This window comes from Acidiphilium multivorum AIU301 (genome assembly GCF_000202835.1).
Taxonomy (GTDB): domain Bacteria; phylum Pseudomonadota; class Alphaproteobacteria; order Acetobacterales; family Acetobacteraceae; genus Acidiphilium; species Acidiphilium multivorum.
In genome coordinates this window covers 828,136-849,970 of the sequence record NC_015186.1, presented here as the reverse complement: position 1 = coordinate 849,970, position 21,835 = coordinate 828,136, and the positions used below count along the sequence as shown (strand labels likewise).

17 protein-coding genes and 1 pseudogene are annotated in these 21,835 nt (G+C 68.4%); 9 read left to right on the top strand and 9 right to left on the bottom strand.

From position 1 onward, the window contains the following. Positions 1-4 precede the first annotated feature (4 nt). The gene (locus ACMV_RS19645; protein ID WP_013639591.1) at positions 5-1,444 is read left to right on the top strand and encodes a catalase; all 1,440 of its coding nucleotides are present in this window, start codon (positions 5-7) and stop codon (positions 1,442-1,444) included. Positions 1,445-1,471: 27 nt separating this feature from the next. Here the strand turns inward: ACMV_RS19645 and guaD are convergent. The 9 genes and pseudogenes from guaD to ACMV_RS03660 form a co-directional block, all read right to left on the bottom strand. Next, positions 1,472-2,770 (bottom strand): annotated as a pseudogene (guaD, locus tag ACMV_RS03700) (guanine deaminase); the annotation flags it as partial. A gap of 12 nt (positions 2,771-2,782) precedes the next feature. Then, positions 2,783-4,171, bottom strand: a complete 1,389-nt coding sequence (locus tag ACMV_RS03695; RefSeq protein ID WP_007422260.1) for a purine-cytosine permease family protein — start codon at positions 4,169-4,171, stop codon at positions 2,783-2,785. Positions 4,172-4,210: 39 nt separating this feature from the next. Then, positions 4,211-4,753 (bottom strand): 2-oxo-4-hydroxy-4-carboxy-5-ureidoimidazoline decarboxylase, encoded by a 543-nt coding sequence (gene uraD / locus ACMV_RS03690; RefSeq protein WP_013639589.1) that lies wholly within the window; start codon positions 4,751-4,753, stop codon positions 4,211-4,213. Beyond that, positions 4,750-5,949: a urate hydroxylase PuuD gene (locus ACMV_RS03685; protein WP_013639588.1), complete on the bottom strand. Its 1,200-nt coding sequence runs from the start codon at positions 5,947-5,949 to the stop codon at positions 4,750-4,752. Before ACMV_RS03685 ends, uraD begins: the two co-directional genes overlap by 4 nt. A gap of 5 nt (positions 5,950-5,954) precedes the next feature. Further along, positions 5,955-6,305 carry a hydroxyisourate hydrolase gene (uraH, locus tag ACMV_RS03680; RefSeq protein ID WP_011942030.1) on the bottom strand — a complete coding sequence of 117 codons (351 nt, stop codon included), beginning with the start codon at positions 6,303-6,305 and terminating at the stop codon, positions 5,955-5,957. A gap of 88 nt (positions 6,306-6,393) precedes the next feature. Continuing rightward, the gene (gene xdhC / locus ACMV_RS03675; protein ID WP_013639587.1) at positions 6,394-7,266 is read right to left on the bottom strand and encodes a xanthine dehydrogenase accessory protein XdhC; all 873 of its coding nucleotides are present in this window, start codon (positions 7,264-7,266) and stop codon (positions 6,394-6,396) included. Further along, positions 7,263-9,701: a xanthine dehydrogenase molybdopterin binding subunit gene (xdhB, locus tag ACMV_RS03670; RefSeq protein WP_013639586.1), complete on the bottom strand. Its 2,439-nt coding sequence runs from the start codon at positions 9,699-9,701 to the stop codon at positions 7,263-7,265. Before xdhB ends, xdhC begins: the two co-directional genes overlap by 4 nt. Continuing rightward, positions 9,698-11,254, bottom strand: a complete 1,557-nt coding sequence (gene xdhA / locus ACMV_RS03665; RefSeq protein WP_013639585.1) for a xanthine dehydrogenase small subunit — start codon at positions 11,252-11,254, stop codon at positions 9,698-9,700. The genes xdhB and xdhA overlap by 4 nt, the downstream gene beginning before the upstream one ends. Before the next feature lie 94 nt (positions 11,255-11,348). After that, positions 11,349-12,254, bottom strand: a complete 906-nt coding sequence (locus ACMV_RS03660; protein WP_231844481.1) for a LysR family transcriptional regulator — start codon at positions 12,252-12,254, stop codon at positions 11,349-11,351. A gap of 169 nt (positions 12,255-12,423) precedes the next feature. Between ACMV_RS03660 and gcl the strand changes: the two genes are divergently transcribed. Genes gcl through ACMV_RS03620 form a run of 8 tightly spaced genes read left to right on the top strand, consistent with a single transcriptional unit; the run spans position 12,424 to position 21,680 of the window. Then, complete coding sequence (gene gcl / locus ACMV_RS03655; protein WP_013639583.1) at positions 12,424-14,208, top strand: glyoxylate carboligase; 1,785 nt, start codon at positions 12,424-12,426, stop codon at positions 14,206-14,208. A gap of 19 nt (positions 14,209-14,227) precedes the next feature. Further along, entirely contained in the window at positions 14,228-15,034 is an 807-nt protein-coding gene (gene hyi / locus ACMV_RS03650; protein WP_007422269.1) for a hydroxypyruvate isomerase, read from the top strand. Next, on the top strand, positions 15,031-15,909 hold the full coding sequence (locus ACMV_RS03645; protein WP_013639582.1) for a 2-hydroxy-3-oxopropionate reductase: 879 nt from the start codon (positions 15,031-15,033) through the stop codon (positions 15,907-15,909). Before hyi ends, ACMV_RS03645 begins: the two co-directional genes overlap by 4 nt. Next, positions 15,909-17,228 (top strand): glycerate kinase type-2 family protein, encoded by a 1,320-nt coding sequence (locus ACMV_RS03640; RefSeq protein WP_013639581.1) that lies wholly within the window; start codon positions 15,909-15,911, stop codon positions 17,226-17,228. The genes ACMV_RS03645 and ACMV_RS03640 overlap by 1 nt, the downstream gene beginning before the upstream one ends. Positions 17,229-17,233: 5 nt before the next feature. Then, positions 17,234-18,529, top strand: a complete 1,296-nt coding sequence (locus ACMV_RS03635; RefSeq protein WP_013639580.1) for an allantoate amidohydrolase — start codon at positions 17,234-17,236, stop codon at positions 18,527-18,529. A 2-nt stretch (positions 18,530-18,531) separates the two neighbouring features. Continuing rightward, complete coding sequence (locus ACMV_RS03630; RefSeq protein WP_013639579.1) at positions 18,532-19,776, top strand: M20/M25/M40 family metallo-hydrolase; 1,245 nt, start codon at positions 18,532-18,534, stop codon at positions 19,774-19,776. Between the two features lie 37 nt (positions 19,777-19,813). After that, positions 19,814-20,737 carry an allantoinase PuuE gene (gene puuE, locus ACMV_RS03625; RefSeq protein WP_013639578.1) on the top strand — a complete coding sequence of 308 codons (924 nt, stop codon included), beginning with the start codon at positions 19,814-19,816 and terminating at the stop codon, positions 20,735-20,737. Positions 20,738-20,756: 19 nt separating this feature from the next. Beyond that, positions 20,757-21,680, top strand: coding sequence for a LysR substrate-binding domain-containing protein (locus tag ACMV_RS03620; protein WP_007422275.1), 924 nt, complete (start codon positions 20,757-20,759; stop codon positions 21,678-21,680). Positions 21,681-21,835 lie beyond the last annotated feature (155 nt).

Sequence of the window (21,835 nt, the reverse complement as noted above, 5' to 3'; positions counted from 1 at the left end):
TGCCATGACCGACACCCCCTTCACCAACGCGACCGGCGCGCCGGTCGCGGAGAATACCAACGTGATGACGGCAGGCCCGCGCGGCCCGGTGCTGCTGCAGGATATCTGGCTGATCGAGAAACTTGCCCATTTCGATCGCGAGGTGATTCCCGAGCGGCGGATGCACGCGAAAGGATGGGGCGCCTACGGGAGCTTCACCGTCACGCAGGATATCACACGCTATACCAAGGCGAAGATCTTTTCCGATATCGGCAAGAGGACCGATATCTTTGTCAGATTCTCGTCGGTTGCCGGTGAGCGCGGCGCGGCGGATGCGGAACGCGACATCCGCGGCTTCTCGGTGAAGTTCTACACCGAAGAAGGCAATTGGGACATCGTCGGCAACAACACGCCGGTGTTCTTCTTTCGCGATCCGTTACGGTTTCCCGATCTCAACCACGCGATCAAGCGCGACCCGCGCACCGGACTGCGCAGCGCCGACAACAATTGGGACTTCTGGACCCTTCTGCCGGAGGCGCTCCACCAGGTGACCATCGTGATGTCGGAGCGCGGCATTCCGAAAAGCTTCCGCCACATGCACGGATTCGGCAGCCATACCTTCTCGATGATCAACGCCGCGAATGAGCGTGTCTGGGTGAAATTCCATTTCCGCAGCCAGCAGGGCATCGCCAATCTCACCGATGCCGAGGCGGAGGCGGTCGTCGCGCGCGACCGGGAAAGCCACGGCCGCGACCTGCTTGCCGCGATCGAGGCCGGAAACCTCCCGCGCTGGACGCTGATGATCCAGGTCATGACCGAGGCGCAAGCGAAGGTTCATCGCCACAATCCGTTCGATCTGACCAAGGTCTGGCCAAAAGCCGAATATCCGCTGATCGAGGTGGGGGTGCTGGAACTCGACCGCGCGCCCGACAATTACTTCGCCGAGGTTGAACAGGCCGCCTTCTCGCCCGCCAACATCGTGCCCGGCATCTCGTTTTCACCCGACCGCATGCTGCAGGCGCGCCTGTTCTCGTATGGCGATGCGCAGCGCTACCGGCTCGGGGTCAACTTCAACCAGATTCCGGTCAATGCGCCGCGCTGCCCGTTCCGCAGTTATCACCGCGATGGCGCGATGCGTACCGACGGCAATCTTGGCGGCATCGTCAGCTATCATCCCAATACCGGCCGCATCTGGGACGATCAGCCGGCTCATGCCGAACCGCATGTCCCGTTGGAGGGGGACGCAGCACATCACGATCATCGCGCCGACGACGATCACTGGGAGCAGCCGGGCAACCTGTTCCGCCTGATGACGCCGACGCAACGGCAGGCTCTATTCGACAACACCGCCCGCACGCTCGGCGATGCCTCGCGGCACATCCAGGAGCGGCACGTCGCCAATTGCCGCCGCGCCGATCCGGCCTACGGCGACGGTGTCGCAACAGCCCTCGCCCGCCTGAGCTGACGCATCGGACCGGGTGCGGTCGTGCACGAGGCGGCCCGCCGCGTAGGTTGCCCGAACGCATCCCGCACCGCCCAGCGTCATCAGCACGAACAGCGCCTCTTCCAGCGTGTCGGCGAAACGCAGGCGCTCGCGCAGGAGGGGCGTGGCCGCGAGGTCGAGCACCGCGAAATCGGCTTCGTACCCCGGCGCGAGGCGACCGATCCGGTCGTCCATATACAGGGCTCGCGCCGAGCCGAGGGTCGCGAGGTAGAAGGCCCGGTGGGCGGAGAGCGCCTCGCCCCGCAGGGCCGCGACCTTGTATGCCTCGTTCAGCGTCGCGAGCGGCGAGAAGCTGGTTCCGGCGCCGATATCCGACCCCAGCGCGGTGCGGACCGGATTGCCGGCGATCAGCGCCCGGCGCAGGTCGAACAGGCCGGAGCCGAGGAACAGGTTCGAGGTGGGGCAGTGAACGACGGCGGCGCCCGCCCCGGCGAGACGGTCCCATTCGCGGGGTGAAAGATGGATGGCATGGCCGAACAGGCTGCGCGGACCCACCAGCCCCGCGCGATCATAGACATCGAGGTAGTCCAGGGCGTCGGGGAACAGGGCGCGCACCCAATCAAGCTCCGCGAGGTTTTCGGAGAGATGGGTCTGCATGCACACGCCGTCGGTCTCGGCGAACAGCGCGCCGGCCGCCTCAAGCTGGGCCGGCGTGCTGGTCGGCGCGAAACGCGGGGTGACGGCGTAGAACAGCCGGCCGCGGCCATGCCAGCGGTCGATCAGGCGCCTGGAGTCGTCGTACCCGCGCTGTGCGGTGTCGCGCAGCGGCTCGGGCGCGTTGCGGTCCATCAGGACCTTGCCGGCGCCGGCGCGCAGGCCGAGCCTTGCCGCTTCCTCGAAATAGGCGTCGACCGAGCCGGGATGAACCGTGCAGTAGGACAGCGTGGTGGTCACGCCGGCGGCAAGTTCCTGCGCGAAGAAGAGCCGGGCCATGGCGCGGGCAAAATCGGGATCGGCATAACGCTGCTCGATGGGAAAGACATAGGTCTCCAGCCAGTCGAGCAGCTGCTTGCCATAGGCGCCGATCATCGGCGTCTGCGCGTAATGGACATGGGCGTCGATGAAGCCCGGCATCAGCAGCGCATCGCGATACTCATGCAGCTCGACGCCCGGAGGCACGAGATCGGCGACGTAGGGACCGACATGGGAGATCCGCCCGTCCGCGACGAGGATCAGCCCGTCGCTCTCATGCCGCACGCAGTCCGCGGGATCCGACACGAAGGGATTGCCGTCGTAGCCGAGCAGCTGAGCGCGGATGGCGAGACGGCCGGGGCTGGGCGGGATCATCATGCGGCGTCCTTACGCGCTGGGCACAGCACCCGCCGGGATCGGCGCCGTGCGCGGGATGGTGGCGAGGAGATAGACGATCGCGGCGACGAACGCGCCGATGAAGAAGGAAATGTCGCCGAATTCCGGATGAACGGCCGCGAAGGCGCCGACGAAGACCGGATACTGGTTCCAGAACGGCACGCTGCAGACGACGCCGGCGAGCCAGGAGAGGAAGCCGACCGTCGTCACGTCGATCGACGCGAAGCGCGAGACGCGCGGGCGGAGATGGCCGATCGCCATCACCGGGAAGCGCGGGAAGATCACGTAGCCGAGGAAGAAGAGCAGGAGTTCGTAGTTCTTGTAGAAATGCTGGTAGGCGAGCAGCGAGATGATCAGTCCGACGCCGCCCGTCAGCAGGGCCGCCTGCCATTGCTTCATGCGGATTCCCGAAGCGAGGGCGGAAAGGCTGGCGGAATATATGTTCAGCACGTTCGGGCTGATCGTGCCGATGACGATGGCGACGATCAGCGGAACGCGGAACCAGCCGGGCAGCCAGGACGAGAACAGGTCGGCCGGGCTGTTCAGCGCGACGGTGCCGCCGATGACCGCTCCGACCACCTCGAGCCAGGTCGACGAGATGAAGCAGCCGAGGAAGGCGTTCCAGAAGACGCCGCGCTTGATCGCCTCGCGGTTGTGCCGGTAGCACATGTAGCGCGAATAGTCGCCCGAATACAGGATCCAGCCGCCCAGCCACGAGAGCATGATCGAGACGGTGAGCAGGATCGCGCCGGAACGACCTCCCACTTCCGCGAGCTTCTTCGGATCGGCGACCGGCAGATGTGGGATATGGGCGAGGGTCAGCGCCGTCAGGATCGCGAAGACGGCGCCAAGGAACCAGAAGAAGACCTTTTCCGCCTTGATGATGAAGTCATGCCCGACGATCGCGATCAGCACCTGGATGATCGTGAGGCCGACGATGCCGACGACCAGGCTGGCGCCGAGCACGCGATGGACGAAATAGGCGCCGATCACGGTGTTGATCGCGAACCATGAAAAGCCGTTGAGAAAGTTGAGGAACGAAAGGACCCGGTTGCCGAACCGCCCGAACCAGCGTTCGCACAGGATCATCATCGGCAGGCCGTAATCGACGCCATAGGTCGAGAAGAGGCCGAGCAGCAGGCAACCCAGAATGTTGGCGCCGACGATCGCCACGACCGCGTCGGGCACCGAGAGGCCGAATACGCCGGTTGCGATCGCCCCGGTGGTGATGGTGGCGAATTCGACGTTCACCGCCATCCAGAGTCCGAAGAGATGCGAGGGCTTGCCATAGGCTTCCTCCGGAGTGACCTGGGCGATGCCCTTGGATTCGACCGAGAAGCCCGATTTCGTATCGCCCGCTTTCTGGGCCTGGTTTGTCATGACGTCCTCCTGTGGGTTCCGGTTTGGGTCCGGTTTCTATTACTCTGAAAAGGCGGTCGCGGAGTCGGCCGGCGCGGCGACGCGACGGGCGAGGCGGAAGCCGGCGATCCTGCACACCTCCGCCAGCGCGATCCGGCGCTCGTCATCGGGCGTGCCGGCGAGGCGCCGTTCCAGCGCCGTCATGATCGCCGCCATGTCGCGCTGGCCGCGCACGGCGATGATGAAGGGAAAGCCGAAGCGTTCCCGATAGGCGGCGTTCAGCGCGGCGAGGCGCGCCGCCTCGCCGGCGGCGAGCCGGTCGATGCCCTGCGCCCGCTGCTCGTCCGCCGACTCCGGGGCCAGCGGGCCACGATGGCCGAGCTCGGGATGGGCTCGCAGGAGTGCCGCCTGCAGCGCGGGATCGGCATCGCGGACGATGCGGGCCATCGCGGCGGCCAAGGCATCACGGTCGCCGAAGGGGCGCAGCGGCGCGGCCGCCTCGGCGACCCACGCGGCATGCTCGTAGATATCGCCGAGTGCTGCGACGAAATCCTCGCGCGCCATGGCGTTCAGGGTGGCGATGTCGGGGCCGTCGGCGCTCATTTGGCACCTCCCCTCACCCAGGCGGCGATTTCCTCTCGCTCCCGCCTGGTGATGTGCGTGACGTTGCCGGGCGGCATCGACTTCGCGCTCACCGCCTGCTGTTCGATCAGCGACGCCCTGGAGCGAATCTCGGCCGCCGTGTCGAACATGATGCCGTTCGGGGCGCTGGCCATCAGCGTCGGATGGGCGGAATGACAGGCCGCGCAACGCTCATGGATGATCGGCTCGATCCGGGCGACGGTTACATTGCCCTGCACTCCCGCGGCTTCGGCCGACGCGCCGGTCGACATCGCGCCCGGCGCCACGGCGACGATCACCAGGACGATCAGCACCGCGCCGGCGACCGGCAGGGCGAAATTGCGCTGCCCCTTGTGCCAGAGCACGAAGAACTGGCGAATGAGCGCGCCCGCCACCATGACCAGCCAGAGATAGATCCAGCTGGCCGGATGGCTGAACAGCATGCCGAAATGGCTGCTGAGCATGGCGAAGACGACCGGCAGCGTGAAATAGGTGTTGTGCACCGAACGCTGCTTGCCGCGCTTGCCGGGCAGCGGGTCGGGCGTTTCGCCGCGGGCGAGCGCCGCGACCATCTTTTTCTGGCCCGGGATGATCCAGAAGAAGACATTCGCCGTCATGATCGTGCCAAGCATGGCGCCGATGATCAGGAACGCGGCCTGGGGCGCGAACAGATGCGTCGAGATGAAGGCGGCGGCGCCGACATAGACCGCAATGGCGACGCCGAGCCGCAGATCCCGGTCGCCGAAGGCGCGGCACAGGACATCATAGACAACCCAGCCGACGAGCAGGAAGCCGAGCGCCGCCGCCACGCCGAGGCCCGGCGCGATCCGCGCCACCGAGGGATCGAGCAGATAGATGCCGGGCTGGAGCAGATACATCACCGTGAACAGCGCGAAGCCGGACAGCCAGGTCGTGTAGGATTTCCATTTCGACCAATGCAGGTCTTCGGGCATGCGCGCGGGCGAGACGAGATATTTCTGCGCGTGGTAGAACCCGCCGCCATGGACCGACCACATCTCGCCGAACACGCCGCGTTCGCGGGCCTCGGCCTCGGCCGGTGACTTCAGCCCATTGTCGAGCATGACGAAGTAGAAGGATTCGCCGATCCAGGCGATCGCCGCGATCACGTGGAGCCAGATCAGCAGGGCCATCGCCCATTGCGCCATATAGGCCGTCATTGTCGTCATTGTCCCCGATAGGTCGTGTAGCCGAACGGCGAGATCAGCAGCGGGACATGAAGGTGCGCGGCCCCGGCGCGGAGACCGAAGCGGATCACGACATCGTCCAGAAAGCGCGGTGCCGGCTCGGCCGCGCCCTTCGCGCCGAAATAGGCGCCGACGGAAAACACGAGGTCATAGCTGCCGGAATCGAAGGCCACGCCGTTCGCGGGCACAATCTTCGCGCGGCCGTTAGCATCCGTCTCGGCTTCGGCCAGGGGCCCTCCGGCCGCTCCGGCAGCGAACAGGCGGATACGCACACCGGCCGCCGGAATGCCGTGGGCAGTGTCGAGAACATGCGTGGTCAGGTCAGTCATCGATCCGGTCCGTTTCCTCTCATGTGCGGGCGATGGTGGCAGCCCGCTGCCGCGCCCGCGATCCGAAATTGTCGATATAATTCCCCGCTTATGATCCGGCGCAGCGCGCCGAGGCACGACAGGCGCTGCACTCGGCGTCGAGATCGATCGGGATGCGCGGAAGCTGGCGCATGTGCCGCGCCGGAAACCGCGATGCCAGTTCCGCGGCGACGGCGAGAGCGATGAGTTCCGGCTGCTTGCCCTGGATCGCGGGAATCCCGATCGGGCAGCACAGGCGCGCGATCGCCGCGGGCGGGATGTCCTGCCGGCGCCACTGGCGGGTGAAGCGCGCGCGCTTGGTTTCCGAACCGATCAGGCCGAGATAGCCGAAATCGCCGCGCCGCATGACCGCGGCGCACAGTGCCGCGTCTAGCGGGTGGGCATGGGTCATGATCAGGAACGCGGCACCCGGCGGCGCATCCGCGATGGCGGCGACCGGATCGGCCAGCCTGCGGCAGGCGAGTTGTGCCTTGCCACCGGGGAGGCTGGCGGGAAATGCGTCGAGGCGGGAGTCGATCCAGTCGATCGTGCAGCCGAGAGTCGCGAGAACCGCGACCACGGCACGGCCGACATGACCGGCCCCGTGCAGTTGCAGATGAAACATGGGCGGCGGGGCTTCGAGCTTTCCCGAGTCCGACGGCGCATAGGCGAGGGTGACGGAGCCTCCGCAGCACTGGCCAAGCTGCGGGCCGAGCGCGTGAAGCTCGTGCATTTCGCGGGCAAGATCGGGATGGGCGATCCATTCGCCGAGCAGCGCGCCGGCGCGCGCGATCGCCGCGTGTTCCAGGGCGCCGCCACCGATCGTGCCGTCGGTCGCGTGCGCCGTCACCATCATGCGCGTGCCCTGCTCGCGGGGCGCCGAGCCACGAACGCGCCGCAGCTCGACGATCACGCCGCGTGGAGGTTGTGCAACGGTACTCACGGTGCGTCACCGCCGGCGCGGACGACATCGAGCGCGTCGAGGATCGCCTCCGGCGTCGCCGGTGCGCGCAGCGGCGGATCGACGCGGTGGCCGCCGGCGGCCGAGATCGCGTCGCGGATCGCGAGCAGCACCGAGAAGGCCAGCAGCATCGGCGGTTCGCCGACCGCCTTCGAACGGTGGATGCTCGGTTCCCGGTTGGGGCTGTCGAACAGGGTCGTGTTCAGCACCGCCGGCACGTCGTTCGCGGTGGGGATCTTGTAGGTGCTTGGCGCATGGGTCAGCAGCATGCCGGTCTTCGGATGCCAGACCAGTTCTTCCGATGTCAGCCAGCCCATGCTCTGCACGAAGCCGCCCTCGATCTGGCCGATATCGATGGCGGGGTTCAGCGACCGCCCGGCATCGTGCAGAATATCGGTGCGCAGTGCCGTGAATTCGCCGCTCAGCGTGTCGATCACCACCTCGGATACCGCGGCACCGTACGCGAAATAGTAGAACGGCCGGCCACGCATCGTCTGTGGCGACCAGTTGATCTTCGGCGTGGCGTAGAAGCCGTCGCTCCAGAGTTGCACGCGCGCTTCGTAGGCCATGCGGACGAGATCGGCGAAGCTGATCGATGTGCCGCCGATCCGCACGAGACCATTTGAAAAGCGGATGCTTTCGATTCCGGTTTCAAAACGCTCCGCGGCGAACGCGGCGAGCCGCCCGCGGATCGCGAGCGCCGCGTCGAGCGCCGCCATGCCGTTCAGATCCGCCCCGGTGGAGGCGGCGGTGGCGGAGGTGTTCGCGACCTTCGACGTGTCCGTCGCCGTGCAGCGCACCTGGTCGAAGCCGATCCCCAGCGCATCCGCGACGACCTGCGCGACCTTGGTGTTGAGCCCCTGCCCCATCTCGGTGCCGCCGTGATTCACCAGCGCGCTGCCGTCGGCATAGACATGCACCAGCGCGCCGGCCTGGTTCAGATGCGGCACGTTGAAGGAAATGCCGAATTTCACCGGCGTCAGCGCAAGCCCCTTCTTCAGCACCGGACTGGTCGCGTTGAAGGCCGCGACCGCGGCGCGGCGCTCGTGATAGGCGCTGCTCCGGACGAGCTGTTCCACGATCTCGGCAATCACGTTGTCTTCGACCGTCTGTCCGTATGGCGTGACGTCGCGCGCGCCGCGACCGTAGAAATTCGCGCACCGGATCTCGAGCGCGTCGCGGCCGAGGCGGCGGGCGATCGAGTCGAGGATGATCTCGGTGACCAGCGCGCCCTGCGGGCCGCCGAAGCCGCGGAAGGCGGTGTTGCTCTGCGTGTCGGTCCGGGCGAGATGGCCGGTCAGCGCGACTTCGGGCAGGAAATAGGCATTGTCCGCATGGCAGAGCGCGCGGGTGAGCACGGCCATCGACAGGTCGGTCGAGTGGCCGGCATTGGCGATCATGGTGATCACGAGACCCGCGATCCGGCCGTTGTCGTCGAAGCCGACCTCATAATCGTATTCGAATCCGTGGCGGCGGCCGGTGATCAGGAAATCATCGTCGCGGTCGAGGCGCAGCTTCACCGGCCGGCCGAGCCGTGAAGCGGCGATCGAGGCCGCGCAGGCGAACAGCCCCGACTGCGATTCCTTGCCGCCGAACCCGCCGCCCATGCGCCGGCATTCGACCAGCACCTGATGGCTGCGCCAGCCGAGCGCATGGGCGACGAGATGCTGCATCTCGCTCGGATGCTGCGTCGAGCACAGCACGTGCATCCCGTCATTCTCGGTCGGGATCGCATAGGTGATCTGGCCTTCGAGATAGAATTGCTCCTGGCCGCCGAGGCTGAACCGCCCGGCGAGCCGGTGCGGCGCCGCCGCGATGGCCCGGCGGCAGGCGCCCGGCTCCGACTCGCGGACGAGTTCCATCGGCGCGCGCAGGTGGCGGCCCGCCTCATGGGCGGCACGGGGATCGAGGACCGGCTCCGCCGGCTCGACCCGCACGGCGTCGCGCGCCTTCGCCGCTGCCCGGCGCGCGAGATCGCGCGCGGTGGCGACGACGATGAAGACCGGCTGGCCGAGATACCGCACCGCGCCCTCGGCGAGGATCGGATCGTCATGCACGACGGGGCCGCATTCGTTCGCGCCGGGAATGTCGGACGCGATGATGACATCGACGACGCCTGGCTGCGCGCGCAGAAGCGCCGTGTCGATGCCGAGCAGCGTTCCCGCCGCGACCGGAGAGAGGCCGAGCGCGGCGTGCAGGGTTCCCGCGCGTTCCGGCACATCGTCGACATACGCCGCGGCGCCGGAAACGTGCAGATGCGCTGATTCGTGCGGGACACCCACACCGACGCGGCTGCCGGCGGCCAGCGCCGCCTCGTCCGCTTCCGACCAGGCAACCCTGACACCCGCCGCGAAACCGGCAAGGCCGGGCTTCGTGGCACGGGATGTGGCTGACCCAGGGCGGCTCTGCTCGTTCATGCGGCACCTGCCATCATGCCGGACGGGACGGCGCGCGTGCGCAGCGCCGGTCCAGCCGCGGACGCCGTCAGTTCGAGATGGAGCCGCCGCAGCAGGTTGCGCGCCACGCGCATCCGGTAATCGGCACTCGCCCGCAAATCGGTCAGGGGCGTGAAATCCGCCCCGAGGGCGTTCATCGCCGCCGCGATCGTCACCTCGTTCCAGGGCTGGCCGCGCAGCGCGGCTTCCGCCGCCGCGGCGCGGCGCACGGTCGCGGCCATGCCGCCGAATGCGAGGCGGACGTCCCGCACGGCGCCGTCCCGCAGCGTGACCGCCGCGCCGAGGCTGAGGGTCGAGATGTCGCAGTCATGGCGCTTCGAGATCTTGTAGGCGCGGAACCGCGTCGCCGGATCGGGACGGGGAATCTCGATCGCGCGCAGGAACTCGCCAGGTGCGCGGGCGGTTTTCATGTAATCGAGATAGAATGCGTCGATCGGCAGACGCCGGATCGTCCCGCCCTGTTGCAGGACCAGTGTCGCGCCAAGCGCCATGAGCACCGGCGGCGCATCGCCGATCGGCGAACCATTGGCGACGTTGCCGCCCATCGTGCCGGCATGGCGCACCGGCGGCCCGGCAAAGCGCAACGCCATTTCACGACATTCCGGCACCAGGGCGGCGAGCGCGTTCCAGGCATCCTCGAGCGGTACGGCGGCGCCGACGGTCAGCCCCTCCGGCGTCGCCTCGATCGCGCGCAGTTCGGCGACGTCGTTGACCGAAATCAGATCGCCCACGTCGCGGAACTGCTTGTTCACCCACAGGCCGATATCGGTGGCGCCGCCCAGGATGCGCGCCGCGGGTTTTTCAGCGCAGAGCGCGGCCAGGCGTTCGGCGGTGCGCGGCGCGTGAAAGCGGTTGAACCGGGGGACGCCGTCCGCCGCGAGGGCAGGATCGGCCGCCTCGTAGCTGAACGCCGGCGGCGTTTCCGCCGCGATCCTGCGCAGGGAGGCTTCCACCGGCGCCGCGTCGAACGCGACCGGAGGAAGCGTGAACATCCGCTCGGCGGCATCGAGGATCGGCCGATAGCCGGTGCAGCGGCAGAGGTTGCCGGCCAGCCGGTCGGCGATGGCCTGCCGGTTCGGCGGCGTGGCTCCCTGATGATCGAGATACAGCGCGAGTAGCGACATCGCGAAACCCGGCGTGCAGAAGCCGCATTGCGAGGCGTGGCAGTCGACCAGCGCCTGCTGCACCGGATGCAGCGCGCCGCCGGCCAGAGGACGCAGATCCTCCACCGTCAGCAGCGCCTTGCCATGCAGCGTCGGCAGGAAACGGATGCACGCATTGACCGGCCGCAGATCGAGCCCGCCGACGCGGACGGCGCCGGCAGGCGGCGCGGCCTCCGCCAGTTCGGCGACGATGACCGTGCAGGCCCCGCAATCACCCTCGGCGCAGCCTTCCTTGGTGCCGCATTGCCCCGCGCTCTCCCGCAGCCAGCCGAGAACCGTGGTCGTGATCGCCAGGTCGCCGACCGCGACGATCCCGCCACGGAAATGAAAGCGAATTTTCTGTTGTGTCATGGTCCTTGCGGCCCGTCCCGTTTCAGCTCCGACGAAACAGACTAATCCATCGCACGGGCGGGTCGCAGTTTAAATGACACATATAAGCGCGCGCTTATGATCCCGGCCCGCCGCTGCCCGCGCCGCGCCCGAGGCGGGTCCGGGCGAAGCCGATAAACTCGCCGACCACGGCGGAATGCTCCCGCGGGTAGACGAGGCTGACATCGGCCCGCGCCGGATTGCCGGCGAGCGGGCGGAAGCCGAGACCGGACGGCGCGAGGCGGCGGGCGGAGTCGGGCAGCAGCGCGATGCCGAACCCGTCCGCAACCAGCGCCATCACGGCATGAGCCTCGACCACCTCCTGCACGATGCGCGGGGCGAAGCCGGCCTCGATGCAGCATGTCCAGAGATGATCGGCGAAGCGCGAATCCGCGCGGCGGAAGAACACGAAGGGCTCGTCGCGCAGGTCCGCCAGGGCGAGGCGGCGCCGGACAGCCAGGGGATGATCGCGGGGAAGCACCGCGCTGACGCCTTCCGACCACGCCGGCTCGACACGGAGAGCCGGGTCCGCGCCGGGTGTGCGCAGGAAGCAGAGATCGAGCCGCCCGGCGCCGAGCGCCGCCTCCTGCTCGCCGGGTGGCATCTCGTGCAGGCGCACCTGCACGCCCGGCGCGAATATCTGGAACGCGGCCACCAGGCCGCCGAGCCCGCCGAGCAGGACCGCGCCGGTCATGCCGATATCCAGCGTGCCCGACCGGCCCGCGCCGATGACCCGCGCCTCGTCGCGCGCGCGGACGGCTTCCGCCAGGATCTGCCGCGCCCGGGTCAGGAAGGCCGCGCCGGCGGGGGTGAGCGACACGTTCCGGCTCGACCGGGCGATCAGCGTCGTGCCGATTTCCAGTTCGAGATCGCGGATCTGCTGGCTGAGCGGCGGCTGCGATATCGCGAGCCGGCGGGCCGCTTCCGTGAAACTCAGCGTCTCGGCGACGGCGACGAAATAGCGCAGATGCCGCAGTTCCATGCCGGTTCGATCCATATGAAATAAATATCAATCATTCTGAACAATATATTGGACGTATTGCCTCCCTTCGGCAAGTTTCGATCAGGCGGGCGGCCGCAGTTGCGCCGGTCCGGCATGGAACGGAACGGATCGAATGGGCCCGGCACGACGGCCCAAGGGGGAACACAGGATGAGCAGGATGCGGGCGGCCGAGGCCGCGATCCGCGTATTGGAACGGGAGGGCGCGACCACCCTGTTCGGCGTGCCGGGGGCGGCGATCAATCCGCTCTACGCGGCGATGCGCGGATCGAACGCGATACGGCATGTCCTGGCGCGCCACGTCGAGGGCGCCAGCCACATGGCGGAGGGATTCACCCGGGCGAAGCCGGGCAATATCGGCGTCTGCGTCGGCACGTCCGGCCCCGCGGGCACCGACATGATCACCGGGCTCTATTCCGCCCTGGCGGATTCGATCCCGATTCTCTGCATCACCGGCCAGGCGCCGCGCGCCCGCCTCCACAAGGAGGATTTCCAGGCAGTGGATATCGAGAGCATCGCGAAGCCGGTGACCAAATGGGCCGTCACGGTGCGCGAGCCGGCCCTGGTGCCGCGGGTGTTTCAGCAGGCGTTCCATGTCATGCGCTCCGGCCGGCCGGGGCCGGTCCTGATCGACCTGCCGATCGACGTGCAGATGGCCGAGATCGAATTCGACGAGGAAACCTACGCGCCGCTGCCCGTCTACCGGCCCGCGGCGACGGCGGCGCAGATCGAGCGCGCGCTCGACATGCTGGAGAGCGCGGAACGCCCGCTGATCGTGGCCGGTGGCGGCGTCATCAACGCCGATGCCGCCGACCGGCTGGTCGCCTTCGCGGAACTGACCGGGGTGCCGGTGATTCCGACGCTGATGGGCTGGGGCGCGATCCCGGATGATCATCCGCTGATGGCCGGCATGGTCGGGCTCCAGACCAGCCACCGCTACGGCAACGCGACCTTCCTCGAATCCGATTTCGTGCTCGGCATCGGCAATCGCTGGGCCAACCGGCACACCGGCTCGATCGAGACATACACCAGGGGGCGGCGCTTCGTTCACGTCGACATCGAGCCGACGCAGATCGGCCGCGTGTTCGAGCCGGATTATGGCATCGTGTCGGATGCCGGCGCGGCTCTCGATCTGTTCCTTTCCCTGGCGGCGGAGCGGCGCGCGGCAGGACGGCTGCCCGACAGGCGCGGGTGGTCAGAAGCCTGCCGCGCCCGCAAGCGCACGATGCTGCGGCGAACCCATTTCGATGCCGCACCCATAAAGCCACAGCGCGTCTACGAGGAAATGAACAAGGCGTTCGGGCGCGAAACCCGCTATGTCAGCACGATCGGGCTGTCGCAGATCGCGGCGGCGCAGTTCCTGCACGTCTTCCGCGCGCGCAACTGGATCAATTGCGGCCAGGCCGGTCCGCTCGGCTGGACCATCCCGGCGGCGCTCGGCGCCGCGGTGGCGGAGCCGGACCGGCCCGTGGTCGCGCTTTCCGGCGACTATGACTTCCAGTTCCTCATCGAGGAGCTCGCGGTCGGCGCGCAGTTCAGCATTCCCTACCTGCACGTCGTCGTGAACAATGCGTATCTCGGGCTGATCCGCCAGGCACAGCGCGCCTTCGGGATGGATTACTGCGTCGATCTCGCCTTCGAGAACATCAACGCGCCGGAACAGGGCCCGGCGGCGGCCAGCGGCGTCGATCATGTCGCCGTCGCGGAAGGTCTCGGCTGCAAGGCGCTGCGGGTGACCGAGCCCGACGGTATCGCGCCCGCCCTGATCCGCGCCGCGGCGATGATGAAGGCGCATCGCGTGCCCGTGGTCGTCGAGATCGTGCTCGAACGGGTGACGAATATCGCCATGGGCCCTGAAATCGATTCGATTCAGGAACATGACGAACTTGCCGAACACAAGGACGATGCGCCAACCGCGCTCGCGTTTCTGGACTGACAGGAGGAACCGACCCGTCATGCCGAAATTCTGTGCCAATCTTTCCATGCTCTACGGGGAACATGCGTTTCTCGACCGGTTCGACGCGGCGGCGGCGGACGGGTTCGGCGGTGTCGAGTTCCTCTTCCCCTACGCATTCCCGGCCGGTGAGATCGCCGCGCGGCTGAAGCGGAACGGGCTCGTCCAGGTCCTGCACAATCTTCCGGCCGGAAACTGGGACGCCGGCGAGCGCGGCATCGCCTGCGATCCCGACCGTGCCGACGAATTCCACGCCGGCGTCGCGCAGGCGATCGATTATGCTACGGCGCTCGGTTGCCCTCAGGTCAACTGCCTCGTCGGCATTCCGCCGGCGGGCGTCGATCCCGCGCGGATACGGCGGACACTCGTCGCGAACCTGGGTCGCGCGGCGCGCGAACTCGGCAAGGCTCGCATCCGCCTCCTGATCGAGCCGGTCAACGGCCACGACATTCCCGGCTTCTGGTTGCAGCGCGTCGAGGACGCCGCGACGCTGATCGAGGAGACCGGGTCGGACAACATTTTCATCCAGTACGACATCTATCACCAGCAACGCTCCGCCGGCGAGCTCATCGCCACGTTCCGCCGCTTCCGCGACCGCATCGCGCATGTGCAGGTTGCCGACAATCCCGGTCGCGGCGAGCCGGGCACAGGTGAAATCGGGTATGGTCGCATCTTCGCCATGCTGGATGACGCCGGCTACCAGGGCTGGATCGGCTGCGAGTACCGGCCGGCAGCCGGCACGAGCGCCGGGCTCGGCTGGCGCGACACGCTGGCGCGCCCCACCGCGGGACCGGAGATCGCGGCATGAGGGTCGGATTCATCGGGCTTGGAATCATGGGGCTGCCGATGGCCGGGCACATCGCGGCGGCCGGGCATGTGCTGTTCGCCCATTCGCGCAGCGGCGTGCCCCCTCGCCTTCTGGACGCCGGAGCCACCGCGTGCGCATCCCCCGCCGATGTTGCCCGCCAGGCGGACGCCATCATCCTCATGCTGCCCGACACGCCCGATGTCGAGGCGGTCCTGTTCGGCACCGACGGTGTCGCCGACGGACTCGCCGCCGGCCGGATGGTGATCGACATGAGCTCCATCTCTCCGCTCGCGACGAGGGAGTTCGCACAAAGGATCGAGGCTGCGGGCTGCGCATTTGTCGATGCGCCGGTCTCCGGCGGCGAGGTCGGCGCGAAATCGGCCAGCCTGACCATCATGGCCGGCGGCACCGATGATGGCTTCGCCCGCGCGGAGCCGTTGTTGCGGCTGATGGGCAGGACCATCACCCATGTCGGCCCCTGCGGCGCCGGCCAGACCGCGAAGGTCGCCAACCAGATCATCGTCGCGCTCACCATCGAGGCGGTTGCCGAGGCGCTGGTCTTCGCCGCGAGGGCCGGCGCCGATCCGGCGCGCGTGCGCGAGGCCCTGATGGGCGGCTTCGCCTCCTCGCGCGTGCTCGAGGTGCACGGCCAGCGCATGATCGACCGGGCCTTCGAACCCGGCTTCCGCATTGGCCTGCACCAGAAGGACCTCGAACTCGCGCTGTCCGGCGCGCGCCAGCTGGGCGTCAGCCTGCCCAACACGGCGTCATGCCAGTCTCTGTTCAACGCATGCATCGCGGCCGGTGGTCGCGACTGGGACCATTCCGCCCTGGTGCGTGCCCTTGAACGTCTGGCCGCGCATGAGTTGAGCTGATGAACGCGGCATCGGCCACGCTCCGGTCCGATCCGGTCGGGGCAACCGGATTGCTGCGCGGGATGCTCGATGCGGCGATCGATGCGGCGCGCCCGGCTCGGGTGTTGCCCCCATGGCTGCCGCCGCCGCCGCCGGGCCGGACCATCGTCGTCGGCGCCGGCAAGGCGGCGGCGTCGATGGCGGCGGCGGTGGAGGCGGTATGGACCGCTCCGCTCGAAGGTCTCGTCATCACGCGCTACGGCCACGCGGTGCCCTGCGCCCGGATCGAGGTGGTGGAAGCGGCTCACCCGGTGCCCGACGAGGCCGGGCTCGCGGCCACGGAACGAATGCTCGGGCTGGCCGCCTCGGCCGGCCCCGACGACCTGGTTCTGACGCTGATGTCGGGCGGCGGCTCCGCGCTGCTCACCCGGCCCGCCGCCGGACTGACGCTGGCGGACAAACAGGCGATCACCCATGCCATGCTCGCCTCCGGGGCGACGATTGCGGAAATGAACTGCGTGCGCCGGCATCTCTCCGCCGTGAAGGGCGGCCGCCTCGCCCTCGCCGGCCATCCGGCGCGGCTGGTCACGCTCGTGATCTCCGATGTGCCCGGCGACGATCCCGCCATCGTGGCGAGCGGGCCGACGCTGCCGGATTCGACGACCGCGGCGATGGCGCGCGAGATCCTGGCGCGATACCGGGTGGACCTGCCGGATGCTGTCCGCCTCCATCTCGCCCGCGACGAGGGCGGTGTCCGGCCGGACGATCCCCGCCTCGCCGGCCAATCGGCGCATCTGATCGCGACACCTCGGCTCGCCCTCGAGGCCGCCGCGGACGTTGCCCGGCATCACGGCGTCACGCCGGTCATTCTCGGCGATTCGATCGAGGGCGAGGCACGCGAGGTCGCGCGCGTCATGGCCGGCATCGCCAGGCAGGCCGCGCGTCATGGCGTGCCCGCCGCCGCGCCCTGCGCGCTGATCTCGGGCGGGGAGACGACGGTGACGATCGGGCCCGACACGCCGCGTGCGGCGCGCGGCGGCCGCAACGTGGAATTCCTCCTCGCGCTCGCGCTGGAACTCGACGCACAGCCGGGGATCCATGCGCTGGCCGCCGACTCCGACGGGATCGACGGGACCGAGCCGGTCGCGGGCGCGGTCATCGGGCCAAGGACGCTGGCGGCCAGCCGTGCCGCCGGTCTTGACCCGGGCGCGATCCTGGCGGCCCATGACGCACACACGCTGTTCGAGAGGATCGGCGCTCAGGTGGTGACCGGCCCGACCCTGACGAACGTGAACGACATCCGGGTGATACTGGTCACCGCACAAGAGGCCGGAGAGTGAGGGACATGGACAGCTTGACACGCGCGGCCGCCAGACTTCCCGCCTGGCGCGGCGAGGCCGGAGCCCGGATCATGGCGCGGCTGGACGCCCTGGCCCGGCATTCGAGCGAGGCGGACGCCCTGACCCGCCTCTATCTGACCGACGCGCATCGCGACGCTCTCGCGACGCTCGGCGCCTGGATGCGCGAGGCAGGACTCGCGGTCAGGCAGGACGAGGTCGGCAACCTGATCGGCCGGCGCGAGGGCACGGCACCCGGCCTGCCGGCGCTGTTGCTGGGCTCCCATGTCGATACGGTGCGCAATGCCGGGAAATATGATGGCCCGCTCGGTATCGTCGCCGCGATCGAGGCCGTCGCGCGGCTGAATGACACGCCCCTCCCCTTCGCCATCGAAATCCTCGCGCTGGGCGACGAGGAAGGCGTGCGCTTTCCCGCCGCCCTGACCGGCGCACGCGCCTTCGCCGGCACGCTCGATCCGGCGACCCTCGCGGCAACCGACGCCGAGGGGATCACCATGCGCGCGGCACTCGAAGCGTTTGGCGGTTCGCCGGACCGGATCGCCGCGGCGGCGCGGCACGAGCGCGACGTTCTGGCCTATCTCGAGCTGCATATCGAGCAAGGGCCGGTACTGGAGGCCGAGGGTCTGCCAGTCGGCATCGTCACCGCGATCGCCGGCGCCGAACGGCACGTGATCGAGGTGACGGGCGTGGCCGGCCATGCCGGCACCGTGCCGATGGCGCTGCGCCACGACGCGCTGGCCGCGGGCGCGGAAATGGTGCTCGCGGCCGAGCGGATCGCGCGCGAGACGACCGATCTCGTCGCGACCGTCGGCCAGATGACGGCGCTGCCGGGCGCGGTGAACGTCATCCCCTCGGCAGCACGGTTCAGCCTCGACATCCGCAGCCCGTCCGACGCGGTGCGGCGGGATGCCGTCGCGCGCCTGTTCATGCACTGGCGGGAGATTGCCGCGCGGCGCGGCGTCACCCTGTCCAGCCGCAAGAATTTCGAGGAAGAAGCGGCGCCCTGCGCTCCAGCGCTGATGGCGCTGCTCGATGCCGCCGTCACCCGCGCCGGCGTTCGCGTCCGCCACCTGCCGAGCGGCGCTGGGCATGATGGGCTGGCCATCGCGTCGCTCTGCCCCATCGGCATGCTGTTCCTGCGCTGCCGCGGCGGCATCAGCCACAACCCGGCCGAAGCGATCGCCGAAGAGGATGCGGGGCTTGCGGCCTGCATCCTCGCGGATACGCTGCGCCACTTCGACCCCGCCCCGTTCGCCTCCCATGCCCAAACGATAAAGGACTGACCATGGCCGATACCGAGACGATGCCCGTTCCCGATGCGATTTCCCGCTACCTTTCCGGCGCGCGGGAGGCGGAGACAAGGTTTCTGGCCGACCTGGTCAGGCTGCCGTCGGACAACCCGCCCGGCGATTGCGCCGCCCATGCGGCGCGGACGGCAGAATTGCTGGAAGGGCTGGGCTTCACGGTCGAACGCCATGTGGTGCCCGAGGCGGAAGTCCGCGCCAACGGCATGATCAGCGCCGTGAACCTGGTGGTCCGCCACCGTTTCGGCCCGGGCGGCAAGGTGATCGCGCTCAACGCGCATGGCGACGTGGTGCCGCCCGGCGAGGGCTGGACGCGCGATCCCTATGGCGCCGAAATCGTCGATGGCTGGATGTATGGCCGCGGCGTCGCGGTTTCGAAATCCGATTTCGCGACCTACGCCTTCGCCCTGCTCGCCCTGCGCGAGAGCGGGCTGGAACTCGATGGCGCGGTCGAACTGCACCTGACCTATGACGAGGAGGCCGGCGGCGCCATCGGCCCCGGCATCCTGCTGCGCGAGAAGATCTCGCAGCCCGACCTCGCGATCGCCGCAGGATTTTCCTATGCCGTCGTCAACGCCCACAACGGCTGCCTGCATCTGGAAGTCCAGGTCGACGGGCGCTCCGCCCACGCGGCGATGCCGTTCACCGGCGTCGACGCGTTGCAGGCGGCGAACGCGGCGCTCTCCGCGCTCTATGCGACGCGCGGGACGCTGTCCGCAACGGTGTCGCGGATCGCCGGCATCGGTAGCCCGCAGCTTACGGTGGGGCTGATCAGCGGCGGGATCAACACCAACGTGGTGCCCGATCGCGTGACCTTCCGGCTCGACCGGCGGATGATCCCTGAGGAAAACACGCAGGACGTGGAGGACGGCCTGCGCCGGCTGATCGGCGCGGCGGTGGCCACCGTTCCCGGCGCGCGGGCGACGATCCGGCGCATCCTGCTGGCCGAGCCGCTCACGCCGTTGCCCGGCGCCGAGGTGCTTTCCGCCGCCTTGTGCGAGGAAGCCTCCCGCATCATGGGCGAGACGATCACAACCAGGGGCGTGCCGCTGTACACCGACGCCCGGCATTATGCCGCCGCCGGCGTGCCCATCGTGCTGTTCGGCGCCGGGCCGCACACGATCGAGGAGGCGAACGCCCACCGCGCCGACGAGCGGCTGAAGCTCGACGATCTCTTCAAGGCCACCGAAGTGGTCGCCAGAGCCCTCGCCCGCCTGTTACGCTGACCGCCGCACCATCGACACATCACCGGAGCCGCGTCCGATGACAGGCTATCCCCGCGACATGAAGGGCTACGGCCGCGACCGTCCCGACCCGCGCTGGCCGGGCGGCGCGTTGATCTGCGTGCAATTCGTGGTCAACTACGAAGAAGGCGGCGAGAACAACATCCTGCACGGGGATGCCGCGTCGGAAGCGTTTCTCTCGGAAATTCCCGGCGCGGCGCCCTGGCCCGGCGAGCGGCACTGGAACATGGAGTCGATCTACGAATACGGCGCACGGGCGGGCTTCTGGCGCCTGTGGCGGCTGTTTGCCGAACGGCGGATCAGGACAACGGTATTCGGCGTCGCCACGGCGCTCGACCGCGGCCGCGAACAGGCCGCCGCGATGCGGGAGGCCGGTTGGGAAATCGCCTGCCATGGCCTGAAATGGATCGACTACCGCTCGGTCCCGCGCGACGTCGAGGCCGCTCATCTGGCGGCGGCGATCCGCCTGCATCGCGAGGTGACCGGCGAGGCGCCGCAAGGATTCTATCTCGGCCGGTGTTCGATGAACACGCGGGCACTGACCATGGAACAGGACTGCTTCCGCTATTCGTCGGACAGCTATGCCGACGACCTGCCCTACTGGGTGCGGGGCCCGGCCGGCCGGCATCTCGTCATTCCCTACACGCTCGACGCCAACGACATGCGCTTCTCGACGACGTCCGGCTTTGCCAGCGGCGACGATTTTCTCTCCTATCTGCGAGACGCGTTCGACGTGCTCTACCGCGAGGGCGAAAGCGGCAGGCCGGCGATGATGAGCGTGGGCCTGCATTGCCGCCTTGCGGGCCGTCCCGGGCGGCTTGCGGCGCTGGCGCGCTTCCTCGATCATGTCGCGGCGCACGAGAACGTCTGGGTGGCGCGACGGATCGACGTCGCCGAACATTTCCACGCCCATCACACGGGGCTGGAGGTGCTGGGCGGATGAAGCGGAGGCGGCGGAACATTTGACGGGCTATCGCGACACGGTCGACATCTATCTGCTGCGAGTGCTGCACACGCTGCTCGTCGAGGGCAGCGTGACCCGCACGGCGGTCAGGCTCAACCAGTCGCAACCCGCGATCAGCGCCGCGTTGCGCCGCCTGCGCGACATCACCGGAGATCCCCTCCTCGTGCGCGCCAAGTCCGGCATGGTGCCGACGGAGCGGGGCCTTGCCCTGCTTGAGCCGGTGACGAACGCTCTCCACGAAATCAGCCGGATCGCGATCGCGAGGGACGCCTTCGACCCCAAACACTCGATCCGCAGCTTCCGCATCGGCTCGCCCGACTATCTGAACATCCTCTTCGTCCCGAGCCTCGTCGAGCGGTTCCGCGCGGCGGCCCCGCATGCCCGGCTCGAACTCCATCCGCTGACATCGGACGCCGACTACGAGGAATCGCTCGCCAGTGGCACGTTCGACCTGGTGCTCGGCAACTGGCCCGAGCCGCCGAAAAGGCTTCAGCGCCGCACGCTGTTTTCCGACGAGGTCGTCTGCCTCCTTGCCGCCGATCACCCTCTCGCGCAGCGCTTTCGTGCCGGAGGGACGATTAGCGAGGCGGATTATCTGACCGCCGCGCACCTCGCGCCCACGCCCTATTCTCCGACCCAGCGCGGTCCGATCGAATCGCATCTCACGCGCGCGCGGCTGAAACGGAACGTGCAGATTCTCGTTCCCTATTTCAGCCTTGCTCCGCCACTGCTGCTCAAGACCGATCTCATTTTCACCACGACGCGCCGCTTTGCCGAATTCCATGCACGGCATCTGCCATTGGCGGTCGTGCCGTCGCCGATCGATTTTCCTGCCGTCGAATACTACCTCCTCTGGCATCCGCGCGGGCACCTTTCCGATGAGGTGCAGTGGTTGATCAACCTCGTCGCCAGCGCGGTATGAGCATCAATGCCGCGGTCTCGCGGGGCTGTGGAAAATGGCGCCCCTGAGGCGATCAAGCGGACCAGACTCATCGCCGCGGACGCAGGGTTGGTTGCCATAGACCGACGGCTTCACGCCACACCAGGCGTTGCCCTCATGCTCATTGCGCAGTTGCC